Annotated in this window: 15 protein-coding genes; 5 read left to right on the forward strand and 10 right to left on the reverse strand. The window is 69.4% G+C overall.

Annotated features, from left to right (window positions below; genetic code table 11):
• The first annotated feature begins 44 nt into the window (after positions 1-44).
• From DT019_RS22365 to DT019_RS22375, 3 genes are all read left to right on the forward strand, one after another.
• Entirely contained in the window at positions 45-1121 is a 1077-nt protein-coding gene (locus DT019_RS22365) for a ParA family protein (RefSeq protein WP_114038660.1), read from the forward strand.
• Positions 1118-2215 carry a ParB/RepB/Spo0J family partition protein gene (locus tag DT019_RS22370; RefSeq protein ID WP_114038661.1) on the forward strand — a complete coding sequence of 366 codons (1098 nt, stop codon included), beginning with the start codon at positions 1118-1120 and terminating at the stop codon, positions 2213-2215. The genes DT019_RS22365 and DT019_RS22370 overlap by 4 nt, the downstream gene beginning before the upstream one ends.
• Before the next feature lie 305 nt (positions 2216-2520).
• Positions 2521-3138 carry a GNAT family N-acetyltransferase gene (locus DT019_RS22375; RefSeq protein WP_114038662.1) on the forward strand — a complete coding sequence of 206 codons (618 nt, stop codon included), beginning with the start codon at positions 2521-2523 and terminating at the stop codon, positions 3136-3138.
• A 78-nt stretch (positions 3139-3216) separates the two neighbouring features.
• On the opposite strand, the gene trxA is transcribed toward DT019_RS22375, so the two are convergent.
• From trxA to DT019_RS22410, 7 genes are all read right to left on the reverse strand, one after another.
• Complete coding sequence (gene trxA, locus DT019_RS22380) at positions 3217-3552, reverse strand: thioredoxin (protein ID WP_114038663.1); 336 nt, start codon at positions 3550-3552, stop codon at positions 3217-3219.
• 47 nt (positions 3553-3599) lie between these two features.
• Complete coding sequence (gene trxB / locus DT019_RS22385; protein WP_114038664.1) at positions 3600-4559, reverse strand: thioredoxin-disulfide reductase; 960 nt, start codon at positions 4557-4559, stop codon at positions 3600-3602.
• 140 nt (positions 4560-4699) lie between these two features.
• Positions 4700-5662: an anti-sigma factor family protein gene (locus DT019_RS22390; RefSeq protein WP_114038665.1), complete on the reverse strand. Its 963-nt coding sequence runs from the start codon at positions 5660-5662 to the stop codon at positions 4700-4702.
• A complete protein-coding gene (sigM, locus tag DT019_RS22395; RefSeq protein WP_114038666.1) occupies positions 5659-6363 on the reverse strand; it encodes an RNA polymerase sigma factor SigM in 705 nt (234 codons plus the stop codon). The genes DT019_RS22390 and sigM overlap by 4 nt, the downstream gene beginning before the upstream one ends.
• A gap of 25 nt (positions 6364-6388) precedes the next feature.
• Positions 6389-8116, reverse strand: a complete 1728-nt coding sequence (locus tag DT019_RS22400; protein ID WP_114038667.1) for a protein kinase family protein — start codon at positions 8114-8116, stop codon at positions 6389-6391.
• Positions 8117-8244: 128 nt separating this feature from the next.
• A complete protein-coding gene (gene murJ, locus DT019_RS22405) occupies positions 8245-10413 on the reverse strand; it encodes a murein biosynthesis integral membrane protein MurJ (protein ID WP_114038668.1) in 2169 nt (722 codons plus the stop codon).
• 46 nt (positions 10414-10459) lie between these two features.
• Positions 10460-12781: a DUF6049 family protein gene (locus DT019_RS22410; RefSeq protein WP_114038669.1), complete on the reverse strand. Its 2322-nt coding sequence runs from the start codon at positions 12779-12781 to the stop codon at positions 10460-10462.
• Between the two features lie 193 nt (positions 12782-12974).
• Here DT019_RS22410 and DT019_RS22415 point away from each other — a divergent pair, with 193 nt between their 5' ends.
• Positions 12975-14417: a CCA tRNA nucleotidyltransferase gene (locus DT019_RS22415; protein WP_114038670.1), complete on the forward strand. Its 1443-nt coding sequence runs from the start codon at positions 12975-12977 to the stop codon at positions 14415-14417.
• Between the two features lie 100 nt (positions 14418-14517).
• Here the strand turns inward: DT019_RS22415 and DT019_RS22420 are convergent, their stop codons facing one another.
• The 3 genes from DT019_RS22420 to DT019_RS22430 all read right to left on the reverse strand — a co-directional run bounded on the left by DT019_RS22420 (position 14518) and on the right by DT019_RS22430 (position 17685).
• Positions 14518-15786 (reverse strand): MFS transporter, encoded by a 1269-nt coding sequence (locus tag DT019_RS22420; RefSeq protein WP_114038786.1) that lies wholly within the window; start codon positions 15784-15786, stop codon positions 14518-14520.
• A gap of 82 nt (positions 15787-15868) precedes the next feature.
• The gene (locus tag DT019_RS22425; RefSeq protein WP_114038671.1) at positions 15869-16951 is read right to left on the reverse strand and encodes an inositol-3-phosphate synthase; all 1083 of its coding nucleotides are present in this window, start codon (positions 16949-16951) and stop codon (positions 15869-15871) included.
• Between the two features lie 50 nt (positions 16952-17001).
• On the reverse strand, positions 17002-17685 hold the full coding sequence (locus DT019_RS22430) for a PadR family transcriptional regulator (protein ID WP_114038672.1): 684 nt from the start codon (positions 17683-17685) through the stop codon (positions 17002-17004).
• A 375-nt stretch (positions 17686-18060) separates the two neighbouring features.
• Between DT019_RS22430 and DT019_RS22435 the strand changes: the two genes are divergently transcribed.
• Positions 18061-20742 (forward strand): transglycosylase domain-containing protein, encoded by a 2682-nt coding sequence (locus DT019_RS22435; RefSeq protein WP_114038673.1) that lies wholly within the window; start codon positions 18061-18063, stop codon positions 20740-20742.
• The last annotated feature ends 22 nt before the right edge of the window (positions 20743-20764 follow it).

The following is a 20764-nucleotide window of genomic DNA, read 5'->3' on the forward strand; positions in this document are numbered from 1 at the left end:
CGTCCACAGAAGACCGGGCCTCGCTGGTTCACTACCCCGAAGACATGGGAGGCTCTGTTCATTGCGAGCCTGAAGTCGAGGAGAGTGAATCCTTGCGGTCCGACGCCAACATCGCGGGACCGATGACCGATCCGGTCCCCGGTCCCCGAACCGAATCGGCGGGGGAGGATGTTTCACGTGAAACACCGCCCCCGATGGACGACACCCCCATCGGTCGTGCTGCCCAGCTGGCGGTGGAAGCTCTCGGCCGTGCCGGCGAGGGTCTGCCCCGGCCGGAGCAGACCCGAATCATGGTCGTTGCCAACCAGAAGGGCGGCGTGGGGAAGACCACCACCACGGTCAACCTCGCCGCTTCCCTCGCGCTGCACGGCGCACGGGTCCTGGTCGTCGACCTCGATCCGCAGGGCAACGCCTCGACGGCACTGGGTATCGACCACCACGCCGAAGTCCCTTCGATCTATGACGTCCTCGTCGAGAGCAGACCGCTCTCCGAGGTGGTGCAGCCCGTCCCGGACGTCGAGGGCCTCTTCTGCGCCCCGGCCACGATCGATCTCGCCGGTGCGGAGATCGAACTCGTGTCGCTGGTGGCCCGCGAGAGCCGACTGCAGCGCGCCATCCAGGCGTACGAGCAGCCCCTGGACTACATCCTCATCGACTGCCCGCCGTCGTTGGGTCTGCTGACGGTCAACGCGCTGGTCGCGGGGGCCGAGGTCCTGATCCCGATCCAGTGCGAGTACTACGCGCTGGAGGGCCTGGGCCAGCTCCTGAGGAACGTCGATCTCGTACGCGGCCACCTCAACCCGGCGCTGCACGTGTCGACGATCCTGCTCACCATGTACGACGGCAGGACGCGGCTCGCCTCGCAGGTGGCCGACGAGGTGCGCAGCCACTTCGGCAAGGAGGTGCTGCGGACGAGCATTCCGCGCTCGGTCCGCATCTCCGAGGCGCCGAGCTACGGGCAGACGGTCCTCACCTACGACCCGGGCTCCAGCGGTTCGCTCTCGTATCTCGAAGCTGCCCGCGAGATCGCGCTGCGCGGTGTCGGAGTGCAGTACGACCCCACGCACGCGCATGTGGTCAGCCAGAACAACCAGCACAGCATGTCGGAGGGCATCCAGTGAGTGAGCGACGCAGAGGATTGGGGCGTGGGCTCGGTGCGCTGATCCCATCCGCCGCACAGGAGAAGCCGGGTTCCTCGGCCGGGACGGCTTCCACGTCCCCGTCGTCGGTACCGGTACTGACCGCCGAGCGGGGCGTGGCGGCGGCGAAGGTGACGACGCTGCCGACGGCTCCCGTTTCACGTGAAACGGTCCCGGCGCCCGAGCCGGAGGCCGTACCGGAGCAGACCACCCCGACCGGCGCGTTCTTCGCCGAGCTGCCGCTCGACTCGATCACGCCCAACCCGCGGCAGCCCCGCGAGGTGTTCGACGAGGACGCGCTGTCCGAACTGGTCACCTCCATCAAGGAAGTTGGCCTTCTCCAGCCCGTCGTCGTCCGGCAGACCGGCCCCGAGCGCTACGAGCTCATCATGGGTGAGCGGCGCTGGCGTTCCTGCCGCGAGGCCGGACTCGAGCGGATCCCGGCGATCGTCCGGGAGACGGACGACGAGAAGCTCCTGCTCGACGCCCTCCTGGAAAACCTCCACCGGGCCCAGCTGAACCCGCTGGAAGAGGCCGCCGCCTACGACCAGTTGCTCAGGGACTTCAAGTGCACCCATGACCAGCTGGCGGACCGCATCGGCCGCTCGCGGCCGCAGGTCTCCAACACGCTGCGTCTGCTGCGCCTTTCGCCTCCCGTGCAGCGCAGGGTCGCCGCCGGTGTCCTCTCGGCGGGTCACGCCCGGGCGCTGCTCTCGGTGGAGGACACCGCGGAGCAGGACCGACTCGCGCACCGCATCGTGGCCGAGGGGCTGTCGGTGCGGGCGGTCGAGGAGATCGTCAGCCTGATGTCCTCGGAGCCCCAATCCGCCCCCAAGGCCAAGGGGCCCAGGGCGGGAGCGCGGCTGTCCCCCGCGCTGTCCGAACTGGCGACGCGGCTCTCCGACCGCTTCGAGACGAGGGTGAAGGTCGACCTCGGTCAGAAGAAGGGAAAGATCGTCGTCGAGTTCGCCTCGATAGACGATCTGGAGAGGATTCTCGGCACCCTCGCCCCGGGCGAGGGACGGGTCCTGGAGAAGGGCCTTGCGGAGGACGCCTCGGAGGACGGCGACAGCTGAGCCTGTTGAGTGCCGTGTGAGGGCGGGTCGATCCGGTGCCTACCGGAACACGGCCCGCCCTTTGCTCATGGACGGTATCCCCTGCCGTGAGGGGCTGGATACGATGCGTTCTGGTATGGCACATCCACCTTGATCCATCCTCTAGGGAGGGCGGGGGCCATGCGAACGGTGAGCCGCACTCAACTGGTGACGGCGGGGCTCGGTCTCGGGGCGGTCGGCGGGTTCGTCGGCAGTCTGATCCGGGAGTGGAGCGCGCTGTCGGCCGCGCAGGGTGCGGCAGGCGAGGGAAGTGAGGAACAGCCTCCATGGGGCGTCGGCTCGTACCGCTCACGCTGGACAACCTTCCGGACCTCCCCAAGCGCTGCCGCGGCTGTGTCTTCTGGGAACTCGACCCGGTCAGCGGAGAGGCCGCGGTAAAGGCCGGAAGGCCGGAACTGGAGAAAGAGGCCTGGATCTCGGGGGTGCTCCTGGAGTGGGGCTCCTGCGGCCGGGTCGTCTACGTCGACGACATCCCGGTCGGCTACGTGCTCTACGCGCCCCCGGCGTATGTGCCCCGCTCCACCGCCTTTCCCACCAGCCCGGTCGCTCCGGACGCCGTACAGCTGATGACCGGCTGGATCATGCCGGGCTATCAGGGCCAGGGGCTGGGGAGAGTGCTGGTCCAGACGGTCGCCAAGGATCTGCTGCGCCGCGGCTTCAAGGCCATCGAGGCGTTCGGGGACGCCCGTTGGAACGAGCCCGCGTGTGTGCTGCCGGCCGATCACCTGCTGGCGGTCGGCTTCAAGACGGTACGGCCCCACGCGCGGTATCCGCGGCTGCGTCTGGAACTGCGGACGACGCTGTCCTGGAAGGAAGACGTCGAGATGGCCCTCGACCGCCTGCTCGGCGCGGTCCAGAAAGAACCTGCCCTCAGGCCGCTGTAGCAGGGTGTCTTCATGCGAAACGGGCCCGCCCCTCAGGGGACGGGCCCGTTTCACGTGAAACGACGAGCGCGCGCCGACTTACTTCTCGCCGATGAAGACGTCGAGGTCACGCAGGAGCGCGGCCTTGGGCTTGGCGCCGACGATCGTCTTGGCGACCTCGCCGCCCTGGTAGACGTTGAGCGTCGGGATCGACATGACGCCGTACCGGGCCGCGGTCGACGGGTTCTCGTCGATGTTGAGCTTGACGATCTCGATCTGGTCGCCGTGCTCCGCGGCGATGGCCTCGAGCGACGGGGCGATCTGGCGGCACGGGCCGCACCACTCGGCCCAGAAGTCCACGAGGACGGGCTTGTCGCTCTTGAGGACGACCTCGTCGAAGTCGGCGTCGGTCACGTGCTTCAGGGTGCCGGCCACGGCAGTCTCCTAAGGGGTGTAGGGGGAGGGAAAGAAGTGGGGGCGGGTCAGACGCTGGCGGCGGCCTTCTCGCTGTCGGCGAGGGCGGCCAGGAAGCGCTCGGCGTCGAGGGCGGCGGAGCAGCCCGTACCGGCGGCCGTGATGGCCTGCCGGTAGGTGTGGTCGACGACGTCGCCGGCGCCGAAGACACCCGTCAGGTTGGTGCGGGTCGAGGGGGCCTCGACCTTCAGATAACCCTCGTCGTCCAGGTCGAGCTGACCCTTGAAGAGCTCGGTGCGCGGGTCGTGGCCCACGGCGATGAACAGACCCGTGACCGGCAGCTCCGAGGTGGCGCCGGTCTTGGTGTTCCGCAGTGTCAGACCGGAGAGCTTCTGGTCACCGTGGATCTCGGCGACCTCGCTGTCCCAGGCGAACTTGATCTTCTCGTCGGAGAAGGCACGCTCCTGCATCGCCTTCGAGGCGCGCAGGCTGTCCCGGCGGTGGACGATCGTGACCGACTTGGCGAAGCGCGAGAGGAAGGTCGCCTCCTCCATCGCGGTGTCGCCGCCGCCGACCACGGCGATGTCCTGGTCCTTGAAGAAGAAGCCGTCACACGTGGCGCACCAGGAGACACCGCGGCCGGACAGCTTGTCCTCGTTGGGCAGGCCCAGCTTGCGGTGCTGCGAACCGGTGGTGACGATGACGGCCTTGGCGCGGTGAACGGTGCCCGCGGTGTCCGTGACGGTCTTGATGTCGCCGGTCAGGTCGACGGCGACGATGTCGTCCGGTACCAGCTCGGCGCCGAAGCGCTCGGCCTGGCCTCGCATGTTGTCCATGAGCTCCGGGCCCATGATGCCGTCCTGGAAGCCCGGGAAGTTCTCCACTTCGGTGGTGTTCATCAGCGCACCGCCGGCGGTGACGGCGCCCTCGAACACCAGCGGCTTCAGCGACGCACGTGCGGTGTACAGCGCGGCTGTGTATCCGGCCGGCCCCGAGCCAATGATGATCACGTTACGGACGTCGCTCACGGGTTTCTTCCTCGTCTCTGCGGACTGCCTACTGCCTGTCGGGGCCCCGGTCCAGGACTCTCACCCCACCCAACGGATCCTACGGGGGATGCATTCCCGAGCCGGACCGGCGGCGCGGAGACCCGGCCGGCCGCGAGCTCTCAGCGACGCGGATAGGAGTGCGTCAGGAGCAGCTTCCCCGCGGCGGGGGAACCGGAGCTCTCGCAGCCCGCTTCGACGATGTACGCGTCCACGTTCGCGGGATTCTCCTGGTCGGGGAGCACGACGAGATACACCTTGGCCCCGTTGTACGTGCCCTGCTCGGCCGCGAGCGGCGCTTGCGTGGGCCGACCCGTGCCCGCTTGGACGCAGGGCGGGACGCTGACGGCTGAGCGCAGGCTGTCCGAGGACTGCTCGTCGTTGGGCACGTTCTTGGTTGACGGGGCGATCTTCGCCGAGGGGGCGGTCTCAGCGATGTGGGGTCCGGGCGGGGACGTCAGCAGCGTGTGCACCCGTCCCTCGAGGGTGCCCGAGGAGTACACGGTGCCACCCGGGCTCGGTGTGGCGGACGTGGTGTGGTCGCCGCTGGCGGACGACGTGGGCGACGGGCTGTTCTGCGCGAAGAAGATTCCCGCGCCGACGGCTGCGGCACCGAGCACCGCGCCGAGCACGGCCACGCGGCGGCGGCGTGTCCTGGCGGCGCGGCCGGGTCCCGTCGCGGCCCGGCTGTGCCCGGCCGGGCGGTCGGCGGCCGACAGACCGGAGCCCGTGGCGACCTGCTCGGGCTCGGGGGCGGGTCCCCTTGTCGAAGCAGGTGTTTCACGTGAAACATGCGCGGTTTCACGCGCGGCGTCGTCGCCGGGAGCCGTGGCGTTCAGCAGTGCTTCGGCGGCGAGTGCCGCGTCGATACGCCCCGCGACATCGGCGGGCATGCGCTGGGGGCCGGGCAGGGTGCCGAGCAGATCCCGGATTTCCTCCAGGGAGGCCCGTACGTCGGCGCAGAGCGCGCAGTCCTCCAGGTGCTGGCGGATGTCCGCGGTGCGGGACGGCGGGAGAACGCCCTCGGTGAGTTCGGAGATCTCCGAGACGTCCGGGTGTTGTGTCGTTCCGGTCGTGGATGTCACGCGTTCCCACCTCCGCCCTTCACAGCAGCCGAATCGCTCGGTCCTGCGTCGTTTGTGCCCGTCGCAGGTGGGACGGATGTCCCCGGCGTCCGGTTCCTTCCCCCGCCGGACTCCTCGCTACCCTCCGCATCAGCGCGCAGATGAGTGAGCAGAGGCAACAGTCGTGCTCGCCCCCGGGCACAGCGGCTCTTCACCGTGCCGGTGGGCACGTCGAGCATGCGGGCGGCCTCCGCCACGGGGTAGCCCTGCATGTCGACGAGGACGAGTGCGGCCCGCTGGTCCGGTGGAAGGGTGCCCAGCGCTTCGATGAGCTGGCGGTGGAGGTCCTGCCGCTCGGCAGGGGCCTCGGCCGACTCGTGCGGCTCGATGAGCTGCTCCAGGCGCTCGGTGTCGTCGACCGGAGACGTCTTGCGGGAGGCCGCCTTGCGGGCCCGGTCGAGGCAGGCGTTCACCGTGATGCGGTGGAGCCACGTGGTGACGGCCGACTGGCCGCGGAAGGTGTGGGCGGCCCGGTAGGCGGAGACGAGGGCGTCCTGGACGGCGTCAGCGGCCTCCTCGCGATCGCCCAGCGTGCGCAGCGCCACCGCCCAGAGCCGGTCGCGGTGACGCCGCACGATCTCACCGAAGGCGTCGGGGTCGCCGTCGACATGGCGGGCCAGGAGATCCTGATCGCCGAGGTCGCGCCATGTGGCCTCGTCCAACGGTGAGCCTCCCCCTGCCGTCCGGTCAGCCGGCGAACTTCACGTCGGTGATGGCCTGCTTGAAGCCCGCGCTGCTGTAGTCGTCCTGAGGCGAGTCCGGCATCGCCGTCATCCAGAGCAGCACGTACTGCGACTTGACCGGGGTGCTCGCCTTCAGATCGGCCTTGGTACCACTGGTCTTGACCGTGGCGATCTTCTTCATCGACTTGACCGGGGTCGACGGGGAGAGCGAGTCGGCCGCGTACAGCGTGATCGTGGTGTGATCTCCGCCGTAGCGCAACAGTATCGACGCGCTCGAGATGTCCTGGGGCGAGCCGAGGTCGTAGACGATACCGACGCCGGCCTTCACCGACGGCGCCAGGTCGGGGCCGTCGTTGAAGCGCCGGGTGCGCCAATAGGTCGACCTGTCGCCGTCGTAGGTGTTCTTCACATCCGCGGCGTTCTGCGGTGACCCGTCCGGCGCGTACTCCTGCGCATCCTGGATCTTGATCGGCACGGGAGCCTTCGGCTTGTCCCCGTCGTTGCCGTGGTCCGTGGTCTGCGTGTTCCCGGTCTCGTTGGACCCGCCCTTGTCGCGGTGGAGCAGGGCGTCGGCCAGCTGCCAGCTGCCCAGGCCCAGCGCGGCGATCAGGAGCGCCGAGACGGTCCACTTGAGCGCCTTGCCGGTGCGGCCCTGGAGCGCTGGGGGCGGGGGCGCCACGGGCTGGGTGACGGAGGGACCGGGGCCGACGGCCGGGCGGCCGTACGTCCCCTGTTGGTAGGTGGTCCGCTGGTACTCGGGCGGCGCCGTGAAGGCGGGCTCCGGCGGGCGGATGCGCGGCATCTCCCCGACGGCCTTGACCAGCTCGTCCGGGGTGGTGCAGGGCGGCTCCTGGCGGGACGCGGTGGCCCCGTCGTTGACGAGGGCTCGCATGGCGAGTTCGGACAGGCCCCGGTGGACGCCCGCCCGTACCTGGTCGGGAGCGATCAGGCCGACGCCCTTGGGCAGCCCGTGCAGACCGTAGGCGTCGCTCTCGTAGGGCCAGCGCTGGGTCAGCACGGCGTACAGCAGCGCGCCAATGGCCTCGGTGTCGGTGCGCTGCGGGGTGTCGGAGCTGATGCCGCGCAGCGCGGCGGCGACGGCGAGGCCACGGATGCGGTACTGCCCCGTCGAGGTCCGCAGGACCGCGCTCGGGGTGAGCCTGAGGTGGGCCAGTCCCTCGCGGTGGGCGGCGGCCATGGCCTGGGAGACCTGCGTGACCATCTGGTACGCGTCGTGCGCCTCCAGCGGGCCGAGCGCCAGCAGGGCCGTGAGCTCGGTGGCGTCCGGGAGCCACTCGTGGACGACGTAGACGAGGTCGTTCTCCTCGACGGCGTCCAGGACCTGCACGAAGCGCGGGTCGCCGAGCAGCGCGGAGGAGCGAGCGGCCGCCAGGACGGAGCGGGCCCGGGGATGGTCGGCGGGCAGCAGGTGGACGCCCACGGCCCGGCGGAGCTTCTCGTCGACCGCACGCCAGCTGCTGAAACCGTCCAGACGGGTGACGCACTCCTCGAGGCGGTAGCGTCTGGCCAGCTTGTGGCCGCTGTGCAGTTCGGGCGTCGCGATGGACGGCTCGGTGGCCTTGCGCTCGCCTCCGGCGCCGTTCGTGCTCTGCTCCGCCGTGTCGATGGACTCCGTCACCCCGTCGGTCGTCGCCTTGTCCGCCTTGGCGGTCAGCGGGTTGTCGCCGCTGTTGTCGGCCACGTCGACGGCAGCCGTGCTACGTTCCGCCACCGTCGCTCCTGCCTCCCCATCCGTTGCGTGCTGTAGGCCAGCCATGCAAAGTCATGCCAATTGTGCCCACAGTCCGGCACTATGCACGACACGCGGTGGCCGACGATGGTTGTGCGCGGGCTCCGGCCTCAGCGGCCGAGCCGCCCACGCACCATGCCGACCATGGCGTTCAGCTCTTCGATGCGCATGCGCTTGGCCGCGACGAAGAAGACTCCCAGCAGGACGCCACCGCCGACGACCAGTGCCACGACCGATCCTCCGGCGCCCTCGCCCAGGAACTTCAGCAGACCGAAGCCCACCGCGCCACCGGCCACGGCGGCCGGCACGGCGGCGAGGCAGAGGCGGGCGTACGTACGAAGGACGTGCGGGCCGTCCAGGTCGCCACCCAGCCGGTTGCGCAGCCGCCGCCAGGCCACCCCGACGCCCACGGCGTAGGCCAGGCCGTACGCGGCGGCCATGCCCACGACCGCCCATCGGGCGGGCAGGACTACGTAGCAGACGGCCGAGACCGCCGCGTTGACGGCGGCCACGATGACCGTGTTGTAGAAGGGCGTGCGCGTGTCCTCGTACGCGTAGAAGCCGCGCAGGACGACGTACTGCACGGAGTACGGGATCAGACCGAGGGCGAACGCCATCAGGATGAAGCCCATGGACTGGGCGGCCTGGACGCCGCTGGAGGCGTACAGCAGGGTGCACATGGGGACGCCGAGCGCGAGGAACGCGAAGGCGACCGGCACGATCGCGACCGCCGAGTTCCGCAGACCCTGCGAGATGTCGTCCCGGACGGCGCCGGGGTCGTTGTCGTGCGCGGCACGGGAGATGCGCGGCAGCAGCGCCGCCATGACCGAGACGGTGATGATGGCCTGCGGCATGCCCCAGATCAGCTGGGCGTTCGAGTAGGCGAGGAAGCCGGCGCCGGAGCGCCCCGACTCCTTGCCCGCCGCCGTGGCGAGCCGGGTGACGACGATGACTCCGGCCTGGTTGGCGAGCACGAACATGACGGTCCACTTGGCGAGCTTGACCGTCTTGCCGAGCCCGTGGCCCTTCCAGTCGAAGCGCGGCCGGAAGCGGAAGCCGGTCTCCCGGAGGTAGGGAAGCATCGCCAGGGCCTGTACGACCAGGCCGAGCAGGGTGCCGATGCCGAGCAGCCGGACGCCCTCGTGCGGGATCGTCTGGACCCCCATGTGGGACTCGGCGGAGGTGCCGTAGACCCAGATGAACAGCCCGAACGTGCAGATCATCACGATGTTGTTGAGGACCGGCGTCCACATCATCGCGCCGAACTTGCCGCGGGCGTTGAGGATCTGGCCCATCACCACGTGCACACCCATGAAGAAGATCGTGGGCAGGCAGTAGCGGGCGAACGTGACGGCGACGCTGTTGGCGGCCGCGTCGTTGCCGATGGTCGGCGACATCAGCTGGATCAGCAGCGGGGCGCCGAGCACGGCGAGGGTGACGATGGTGCCGAGCGCGACCATGACGAGCGTAAGGAGGCGGTTGGCGTAGGCCTCGCCGCCGTCCTCGTCGTCCTTCATGGAACGCACCAGCTGGGGCACGAACACGGAGTTCAGGCCGCCGCCGACGGTGAGGATGTAGATCATCGTCGGCAGGGTCAGCGCGATGGTGAACGTGTCACCGAGCAGGGCGGCACCCAGCGCGGCGGTGATCACCAGGCTGCGTACGAAGCCGGTGAGCCGGGACACCAGGGTGCCCGCGGCCATCACGGCGCTGGACTTCATCAGGCTGGAGGCGCGCCCGGCCGGCTTCGGGGCGGGCGCGGGGGCCGGCTCCGGCGCGGCGGGCGCCGGGGGCTGGCCCGCCTGCTGCTGGTCCCGGTAGAGGTGGGCGAACGCGTCCTGCTCGGGCAGTTCCTCACCCGCCTGGGTGACCAGGTCGTCAAGGCCCACGAACTGCGTGGTCCGCGCGTCGTCGCCGTACGGCAGGTGCCGCGAGGGCCCTTCGGGCTCGGGCGGCGGGGTCTGCGCCCAGATGCGCGGGTCGGGCGCGTACTGCTGGGCGGCGGGCTGCTGGTAGAGCGGCGGCTGCTCGGCGTAGGTGCCCGGGGGCGGCGGGGGGTGCGCGGCGCGGTCGTACAGCGCCTCCGTCACCGGGTCCTGGGCGGACAGGTCCTGCGACCGGTACGGGTCGTAGGCGTAGGCCTCCTGGACGTACGGGTCAGGCGCGGCCTGCGGCGGCGGGACCTGCCCGGGCTGGGCGGGTGCCGGGGGCATGCCCCCGGAGGGCGCGGCACCGCTGCCAGCGCCCTGCCCACGGTCACCGTCGTACGGCGCGTTCATGGTGTACCCCACCTCATCGTCCCCGGCCGACCGGCCACGACATAGCTCAATGGTCCACTTTCTCACCCGGGCCGGGTGCGGCCCCGCTTTCCGGACCGGTGTCCGGTGTCGGGTCACTCGGCTGCCCGGGATCGGCGTCCGCCGAACCGTTCGACCGGCCGGGGCCGTCGTTTCCGTCGGACTCCTCGCGAGCCATGGCGCGCTTGCGGTGGGTGTACATCCTGATGCCGGCGAGCACCAGCAGGAGGACGCCGCCGGCGATGACCAGCATCACCGTCGGAGTGATCTCGGAGACCTGGACGGTGAACTCCATCGGTTCACCGTAAGGGGTCCCGTCCTCCGTGTAGAGCCGGGCGGTCACCGGGACGGGGCCGTTGGCGTTGGCGATGGCGGTGAACTTCACCGACTGGCTGCGGTCGCCGTCCACCTTGACCGGCTGTTCGCCGATCGCGTCGCCGTCCTCGCCCAGCTGGAGGCGGGTGGGACTCTTCGGCTGGAGTCTCAGCACCAGGTGGTCGACGCCCTGCACCAGCTTGTTCTGCACGGTGACGGCGATCGTCGCGCTGCGCCCCGACATGGTCGCCGTCGACTTCTGAATCAGGTGGACCTGGTCGGCCAGGCCGTTCAGGTAGAGCTGCACTCCGGACCGGTAGTTCTGGGCGCCGCCCGAGTCGCCGCGCCAGGACGTCGACATCTCCCGGTTGATCGCGTTGCCGAAGGGCGTGACGACCCGGTCGGGCGCGGACAGGATGACCTTGAACCTGTCCAGGGTGCCCTGGGTGTTCTTCATGTCCTGGAAGGCGTCGAGTGGCAGCTCCTGCTGACGCAGGGCGTCCGGATACGCACCCGTGCCGGGCACCTTCGTGTTGGCGAGCGGGTCGGGCTTGGCCGTGGCCGCCGCGGACAGGTCGAGGGGCTGGGTCCAGCGCTGCGGGTCCAGCGCGTGCAACGCGGCGGCCATCGTCTGCGCCTGGCTGACGGACGGCATCCGCTGGGGGGCGACGACGATGCTGCGCTGCTTGGTGCTGTCCTGAAGCGTGACCGCGAGGGTCTGCGCGAGGAACTCCTGCGCGGCCAGGGTCGAGGTGTCCGCCATGGACATGTCCCCCTGGAAGGCCGTGGAGAGCCGGGCGTCGGCCACGATCGCGTTGGCGCCGACGCCGATCGGTCTCGTCGCCGTGGGCGCGTACGCGAGGGCGCTGTCCCGCAGGCTGTCACTGCGCGCGATCACGTTGTGTGCTCCGGCCGAGGTGGCCACGTCGATGATCGACGGGTCGACGGCGCCGTCCACGGGCCAGGAGTAGTCCACGGACGGTGTCACGTGCAGGATCGTGTCGATGGTCTTCTGCGCGACCTCGGTGGCGCTCTGCAGGTGGCCCAGCGAGCCCGGAACGTCCCGGCCGTGGTGGGCGAGCGAGGCCAGGTCGGGGTCGGCGAACGGGAGCGAGACGACCTTCTCGCCCTGGACGGCGGCCTCCAGCGAGCTCAGCCAGGCCTTGGCGGCATCCTGGCTGGTGCCGGTGACCAGGTTGTCGCCGACCTTGATCTTGTAGTTGCGGGTCATCGCATCGACGGTGGCGAGCAGATCCGGGTCGATCACCCAGGTCACGGGCAGTTGCTTGCCCAGCGAGACCATCTGCTCCAGCCGCCCGCCGGGGCCGATGTCCCGCGCCAGCGAGTCGTCGGCGAAGACGGGCGTCTGCTGGGAGTCCGAGCCCGTCTGGGCCGTGAGGTGGGACGAGGAGATCAGCGGCCACAGGAAGGTGAGCTGGCTCTTCTTGCCCTCGGTGGCCTCGGGCTGCCACGGCAGGAAGGTGCGCTGGATACCGAGCACCTGGTCGTACGGCTGGTTCGCGGTCTGACCCGAAAGGGACACGCCCAGCGGGTACACGCCGTCCTCGCCGAGGCCCAGCTTGGAGACCGGCACGGACAGCGTGAAGTCCTGGCTGACGCCCGCGCCCAGCTTGGCGAAATTGACCGTGGGGCCGTCCCCGACCTCCGCCGCGTCTATACCCGGCGAGTATCCCGTGCGGCCGGCCGTCTCCTCGATCGCGCTGCGCCCGGACAGCTTCGTTCCCACCCGGAGCCCCACATGGGCGCCGGTGACGGCCTGCTTGCCCTTGTTGGTCACCGTGCCGGAGATCGTCAGCGTGTCGCTCTTGACGGGCGCCTTGGGAGCCACCGAGTCGAGTGACACCTGGACGCTCTGGCCGCCCACCGCGTCCTCGGCCGCGTGCGCCGCCGGGGCGGCCGTGGCGGACAGCAGGCCCGCGAACAAGGGAGCGCCGACGAGCAGCGCCGCTGTGCGGCGCAGCCACCGGCTGGCAGGTGAGGGAGTCATCCCCTGGAAATCTGCCGCCTCGGCCACGCGCTCGCCCGTCCCTCGCTGTCGTCGCTGTCGGTTGCTGCGTCCACGCATGGTAACGATGCGGACTGCGGCGAAGTGCCGCGGACTGCTCCACATGATCGGAAGAGTGCCGTACCGACGGGAGCGCGGGCGTACCGGGGCCGGTGACAAACGATGACGTCCCGGTCGGCTGGGCCACGTACCCTTTTCTGTTGTGCCGAACGCCAACGAAGACAATCCCAGTGCACTGAGCCAGGTGCAGCGCCGCGCGGTGAGCGAACTGCTGCGGGTGTCCCCAGTCGCGGACGACCTCGCCATCCGATTCGAGGAGGCGGGATTCTCGCTCGCCCTCGTGGGCGGCTCGGTCCGGGACGCGCTGCTCGGGCGGCTCGGCAACGATCTGGACTTCACGACCGACGCCCGGCCCGAGGACGTGCTGAAGATCGTGCGGCCCTGGGCGGACGCGGTCTGGGAGGTCGGGATCGCCTTCGGGACGGTCGGCTGCCAGAAGGACGGCTACCAGATCGAGGTCACGACGTACCGCTCCGAGGCGTACGACCGGACCTCGCGCAAGCCCGAGGTGTCCTACGGCGACTCCATCGAGGAAGACCTCGTGCGTCGCGACTTCACCGTCAACGCGATGGCGGTGGCCCTGCCCCAGAAGGAGTTCGTCGACCCCTACGGCGGCCTCGAAGACCTCGCAGCGCGGGTGCTCCGCACGCCCGGGACGCCGGAGGAGTCCTTCTCCGACGACCCGCTGCGGATGATGCGTGCCGCGCGCTTCGCCGCCCAGCTGGACTTCGAGGTGGCTCCCGAGGTCGTCACCGCCATGACGGACATGTCGGGTCGTATCGAGATCGTCTCCGCCGAGCGGGTGCGGGACGAGCTGAACAAGCTGCTGCTCTCCGCACACCCGAGGAAGGGGCTGCGGCTCCTCGTCGACACCGGGCTCGCCGACCATGTACTGCCGGAACTGCCGGCCCTGCGTCTGGAGAGTGACGAACACCACCGGCACAAGGACGTCTACGAGCACTCGCTGACCGTTCTGGACCAGGCGATCGACCTGGAGCAGGACGGGCCGGACCTGGTGCTGCGGATCGCGGCGCTGCTGCATGACATCGGCAAGCCGAGGACGCGGCGATTCGAGTCGGACGGACGGGTCTCCTTCCACCACCACGAGGTGGTCGGCGCCAAGATGACCAAGAAGCGCATGACCGCGCTGAAGTACTCGAACGAGATGGTCAAGGACGTCTCGAAGCTCGTGGAACTGCATCTGCGCTTCCACGGCTACGGGACCGGGGAGTGGACGGACTCGGCCGTGCGCCGCTATGTCCGTGACGCGGGCCCGCTCCTCGACCGGCTGCACAAGCTGACCCGCTCGGACTGCACCACGCGCAACAAGCGCAAGGCGAGCGCGCTGTCACGGGCCTACGACGGTCTGGAGGAGCGGATCGCGGAGCTCCAGCAGCAGGAGGAACTGGACTCGATCCGGCCCGACCTGGACGGCAACCAGATCATGGAGATCCTGGGCATCGGCCCGGGTCCGGCCATCGGGCAGGCGTACAAGCACCTGCTGGAACTGCGTCTGGAGAACGGGCCCATGGAGCATGACGCGGCGGTCGCGGCGCTGAAGGAATGGTGGGCGACGCAGGGCTGAGGGTCGTGTTTCACGTGAAACACGACCGGTGACGGCATGCGGCGGGGGCGGTGTTTCACGTGAAACACCGCCCCCGCCCCTGTGACCGCGGGGCGGGCGCTCAGGCGCGGGGTGCCCGGATGATGAAGGCTGCCACCGCTGCGTAGATGAGCGACACCGTGATGACGAGGGAGGCCGAGCGGCCGTCCGGGGGGAGCATCAGCGCGGCCACCGCGGCGGCGCCGACGAAGGCCATGTTGAAGAGCACGTCGTAGAGGGAGAAGATCCGGCCGCGGAAGGAGTCGTCCACCGTGGACTGGATCACCGTGTCCGTGGTGATCTTCGCGCCCTGGGTGACGAGACCGAGGACGAAGGCGGCGACCAGCATCGGCGCGGGAGCGAAAGGCAGGCCCAGGGCCGGTTCGAGCACCGCGGCGGTGGCCGAGCACGCCACGATCCAGCGGTACTGGCCGAGCCGGTCCACCGCCCACGGGGTCATCACGGCCGCGGCGAAGAAGCCCGCCCCCGAGACGCCCACGGCGAGTCCGAGCAGCGCGAGGCCGCCGGTCCCGTCGTCGTGCCCCGACCCGTCGGACCAGGCGTAGCGGCAGAGCATCAGCAGCATCACGGTCAGCGCCCCGTAGCAGAACCGCATCAGCGTCATCGCGGTGAGCACGCGAGCGGCCGACCTGCGCTCGTTCAGGTGCCGTACGCCGTCGGCCAGCCCGCGTGCCGTGGAGCGGATCACCGCGGCCAGGCCGGGCTGGACCGCCGTGGGGTCGGGCCCGAGCAGGCCGGGCGGCAGACGCAGGGAGGCCAGCGACGCGCAGAGATAGAGGACGGCGCCCAGAATGACCGTCGCGGCATCCGCGTCGATCACGAGGCGCAACACGAAGGCCAGCCCGCCTCCTGCGGTTGCGGCCAGCGTTCCGGCGGTCGGCGAGAGCGAGTTGGCCATGACGAGCCGATCGGCGTCGACGACCCGGGGCAGGGAGGCGGAGAGCCCGGCCAGGACGAACCGGTTGACGGCCGTGACGGAGAGGGCGGAGGCGTAGAAGAGCCAGTCGGGGGCGGTGCCGAGGACGAGCAGTGCCGTGCAGCCGGCGAGCGCGGACCGCAGAAGGTTCCCGTAGAGGAACACCTGCCGCCGTCGCCAGCGGTCGAGCAGGACGCCCGCGAACGGGCCGACGAGCGAGTAGGGCAGGAGCAGGACCGCCATGGCGGAGGCGATGGCGCCGGGCGAGGCCTGTTTCTCGGGGGAGAAGACGACGTACGTGGCCAGGGCGACCTGGTAGACGCCGTCCGCGGCCTGGGACAGCAGTCGTACGGCCAGCAGGTGCCGGAAGTGCTTCAGGCGCAGGAGCACGCGTAGATCACGTACGACAGGCATGTGGGCAAGCGTCACATACCCGAAGGGTCCCCGGGCGCACATGGCGCACGGGGACCCTCGGCATTCCTCAGGGGTGCGAGCTCTAGCGCTCGACCTCGCCCTTGATGAACTTCTCGACGTTGGCGAAGGCCTCGTCGTCGAAGTACTGGACCGGCGGGGACTTCATGAAGTAGCTCGACGCCGACAGGATCGGGCCACCGATGCCGCGGTCCTTGGCGATCTTCGCGGCGCGCAGGGCGTCGATGATGACACCCGCGGAGTTCGGGGAGTCCCAGACCTCGAGCTTGTACTCGAGGTTCAGCGGAACGTCACCGAAGGCGCGGCCCTCAAGGCGCACGTACGCCCACTTGCGGTCGTCCAGCCAGGCCACGTAGTCCGACGGACCGATGTGGACGTTCTTCTCGCCCAGGTCGCGGTCGGGGATCTGCGAGGTGACGGCCTGCGTCTTCGAGATCTTCTTGGACTCGAGGCGGTCACGCTCGAGCATGTTCTTGAAGTCCATGTTGCCGCCGACGTTGAGCTGCATGGTGCGCTCAAGACGGACACCGCGGTCCTCGAACAGCTTCGCCATCACACGGTGCGTGATGGTGGCGCCGACCTGCGACTTGATGTCGTCGCCGACGATCGGGACGCCCGCCTCGGTGAACTTGTCCGCCCACTCCTTGGTGCCGGCGATGAAGACCGGGAGGGCGTTGACGAACGCGACCTTGGCGTCGATGGCGCACTGCGCATAGAACTTCGCGGCGTCCTCGGAACCCACCGGCAGGTAGCAGACCAGAACGTCGACCTGCTTGTCCTTGAGGACCTGGACGACGTCGACCGGAGCCTCGGCGGACTCCTCGATGGTCATGCGGTAGTACTTGCCGAGACCGTCCAGGGTGTGGCCGCGCTGGACCGTGACGCCCTTGTTGGGGACGTCGCAGATCTTGATGGTGTTGTTCTCGCTGGCGCCGATGGCGTCCGAGAGGTCGAGGCCGACCTTCTTGGCGTCGACGTCGAACGCGGCGACGAACTCCACGTCACCGACGTGGTAGTCGCCGAACTGAACGTGCATCAGACCCGGGACCTTGGTGGCCGGGTCGGCGTCCTTGTAGTACTCGACGCCCTGCACCAGCGAGGCGGCGCAGTTGCCCACGCCGACGATGGCTACGCGAACCGAACCCATTCCGGTTGCTCCCTGTTCGATCTCTTCGAAGGCCTGCGTGCGCAGAGCCTTCAGTTGGCGGTGTCCTCGGACGGATCCGGCCGGGTGCTGTCCCGGTGCCGGGGCAGGCCGCCCGTCTCTCCTGATGTGTTGTCCTGCTGAGCCGAGCCGGTGGCGGGGCCGGACCGCTGGTCCCGTCCCGCCCGCTCGCTCTCGATGAGCTCGTTCAGCCAGCGCACCTCGCGCTCCACGGACTCCATGCCGTGGCGCTGCAGCTCAAGCGTGTAGTCGTCCAGGCGCTCGCGCGTACGGGCCAGGGAAGCGCGCATCTTCTCGAGGCGCTCCTCCAGCCGACTGCGACGACCTTCCAGCACGCGCATCCGCACCTCGCGCTCCGTCTGGCCGAAAAAGGCGAAACGGGCGGCGAAGTGCTCGTCTTCCCAGGTGTCGGGGCCGGTGTGGGAGAGCAGCTCCTCGAAGTGCTCCTTACCTTCCGCCGTCAACCGATAGACGATCTTGGCGCGGCGCCCTGCGAGTGAAGCGGCGAGCGCGTCCTCGGGAGCGCTGCCCGGCTCCTCGATCAACCAGCCGTTGGCGACCAGCGTCTTGAGGCAGGGGTAGAGGGTCCCGTAACTGAAGGCCCGGAAGATCCCCAGCGAGGTGTTGAGCCGCTTGCGCAGCTCGTAACCGTGCATCGGGGCCTCGCGGAGCAGCCCGAGTACGGCGAATTCGAGGATGCCGGAGCGCCTGCTCATCCTTCGCCTCCTCGGTCCTCGGGAACCTTTATGCCGTGCTGATGTATCGACTCGATACATCAGCACGATAGGGCCGAGTCGTAGCTGCGACAAGAGGGGCCATGGTGAACGGCGTCACATCCTCAATTCATAGGCAGCAACTTGCCTGGTTTGGGGTGAACTTCGACCCTAGGGCGGTTTTGAGCGTGCGTAGTCTGTGCGCCATGCAGATCACTGTGTGCCGAGTGACGTCAGGGGGCGTCGGCGCGTCCAGCGCCATCGGTGCACGGGCTGCGGTGCGGCTCGGCCCTTCGTGGGGCCGGCGCGCACACCGGGGGGACAGGAACTCAGCTGCCGTTTCCAGGCGCTCTCGCCTGCCCGAGGAGTAGTCGTTCGATGAGCGAGCACCGTCGCAAACCGCCGCAGCCCCAGGGCGGTGGACGTGCCGCGGCCCGGCGCGCCGCGCAGCAGTCCTCCGGTCGTAGAGCGGCCCGGCCGACGGCCGGGTCCCAGGACGCTCCGGCCGCCTCCCCGTCCGGCTCACACGGATCGCCGTCGGCCCCCCACCCCGAGGAGCCCAGCTACGGCGGGCGCGCCGAGGCCCGCCGGGCCCAGCGCGGGGGCGGCCGCAGGCGCGCCCCTGAGCCTGCGGGGCCTCCGGGCGGGCCGGGGCGCCGGGCGGGCAGAGGTGGCGCGGCCGGTGGTCGGCCCCCCAAGAAGCGGTTCATCGACTATCCGCGCTTCGGCAAACACGGCTGGCGTCGCTGGGTGCCGTCCTGGAAGCTCGTGAGCGCGTGCTGCCTGAGCTGCTTCGGCCTGCTGGTCGCCGTGATCGGCGTGGCGTACTACATGGTGGGCGTCCCAGACGTGGCCCGGGCGGCGACGGCCCAGAACAACGTCTACTACTGGGCCGACGGCTCGCAGATGGTCGCCACCGGCGGGGAGGTCAACCGCCAGATCATCCCGTACGAGCAGATCCCGAAGGCCATGCAGTACGCGGTCATCTCGGCCGAGAACAAGACCTTCGAGACCGACAGCGGAGTCGACCCCCAGGGCATCGCCCGCGCCCTGTTGAACATGGCCAAGGGCGGTCAGACCCAGGGCGGCTCGACCATCACCCAGCAGTACGTGAAGAACGCCCGCCTCGACGACCAGTCGCAGACGATCACCCGTAAGTTCAAAGAGCTCTTCATCTCCATCAAGGTCGGCGCGACCAAGCAGAAGAGCGAAATCATGGCCGGGTACCTGAACACCGCGTACTACGGACGCGGCGCCTACGGCCTGCAGGCCGCGGCCCGCACGTACTACGGCAAGGACGCCAAGGACCTCGACCCCAGCCAGTGCGCCTTCCTCGCCTCGCTCCTCAAGGGCGCCACCTATTTCGACCCGGCCGGTGCCCCGGAGATCGACCCGGCGGCCACCGCGCAGCAGAACACCAAGAACGCCATGGAGCGCTGGGCCTGGATCCTCGACCAGGAGGTCAAGGACAAGCACATGGACGCGTCCGAGCGCGCGAAGTACAAGATGTTCCCGATGCCCGACAAGCCGAAGAAGAACGCGAATCTCGGCGGGCAGATCGGCTACCTCGTGTCCCTCGCTCAGGCGTACGCGAAGAACACCAACCCGGACATCGACCTGGCCAAGGGCGGCTATCAGATCTACACGACCTTCGACAAGAAGAAGGTCCAGGCGATGGAGGGCGTGGTCAAGCAGGTCCGGGACAAGAACATCGATCCGAAGAAGCGCCCCCAGGTGGACACCTTCGTCCAGTTCGGCGCCGCTTCGGTGGATGTGAAGACCGGGGCCATCGTGGCCATCTACGGCGGCGAGGACGCGACCAAGCACTTCACCAACAACGCCGACGAGACCGGTGCCCAGGTCGGCTCGACCTTCAAGCCGTTCGTCCTCGCGGCCGGTATGGAGTACGGAAAGCGCGACCCGAACAAGCCCGCCTCCCAGGCCGACTCCGATCGGACGCCCGTCTCGCCGGACAGCATCTACAGCGGCAAGAACAAGCTGAAGATCAAGAACTATGACGGCACCATCTGGAAGAACCAGGACGGCAACGAGTGGCTGCAGACCAACGACGGTGACGAGTCGTACAACCCGCCGAGCTACGCCATCGACCTCCGCTACGCGATGCAGGAGTCGGTGAATACGCCATACGTACAGCTCGGCATGGACGTGGGCACCGACAAGGTGAAGCAGGTCGCCATGGCGGCGGGGCTGCGCGACAGCAAGACCAGCATGGCCTCCTCCAGCGTGCCGTCGTTCTCCATCGGCACCTCCTCGCCCAGCGCGATCCGGATGGCCGGCGCGTACGCCACCTTCGCCGCCAGCGGCACGCAGCGTGACCCGTTCTCCGTGGCGTCGGTGAAGAAGGACGGGAAGGTGATCTACCAGCACGAGGACCAGACGAAGAGCGCCTTCCCGGCTGCCGTCGCCAACAACGTCACCGACGTCCTGAAGAACGTCGTCGAAAAGGGCACCGGAACGAACGCCAAGCTCAGCGGCCGCCAAGTGGCAGGCAAGACCGGTACCACCGACGGCAACCGGTCGGCGTGGTTCGTCGGCTACACGCCGCAGTACTCGACCGCCGTCAGCATGTACCGCCTCGACGACAACGAGACGAGCAAGAAGCGCGAGTTCCTGGAGATGTTCGGAACAGGCGGCCAGGAGAAGATCCATGGTGCGTCGTTCCCGTCGACCATCTGGCACGACTACATGCAGCAGGCGCTCGGCGACTCTCCCGCCGAATCCTTCCCGGCCCCCGAGAAGATCGGCGACAAGGTCTACGGCGGCGGCATGTCCCCCAGCCCCACCGCGGTTCCGTCTGCGCCTTCCTCCCCCTCGTCGAGCCCGTCCAGCAAGCCCTCCAGCACCCCGACGACGTCCCCGTCTCCGTCGCCCAGCAACTCCTGCAGCAAGTGGGACTGGACCTGCAACAACTCGGGTGGGACCAACCAGGGCCCGACGAACGGCGGAGTGGACGGCGGCACCACCACCAGCCCGTCACCCACCAGATCGAAGCCCGGCAACGGCCCCGGTGGCGGCTGGTTCGGACCGACCGGCGGCTAGGGCGGCCGGTTGAGGAGTGAGG

This window comes from Streptomyces sp. SDr-06 (assembly GCF_003324565.1).
Classification (GTDB): Bacteria; Actinomycetota; Actinomycetes; order Streptomycetales; family Streptomycetaceae; genus Streptomyces.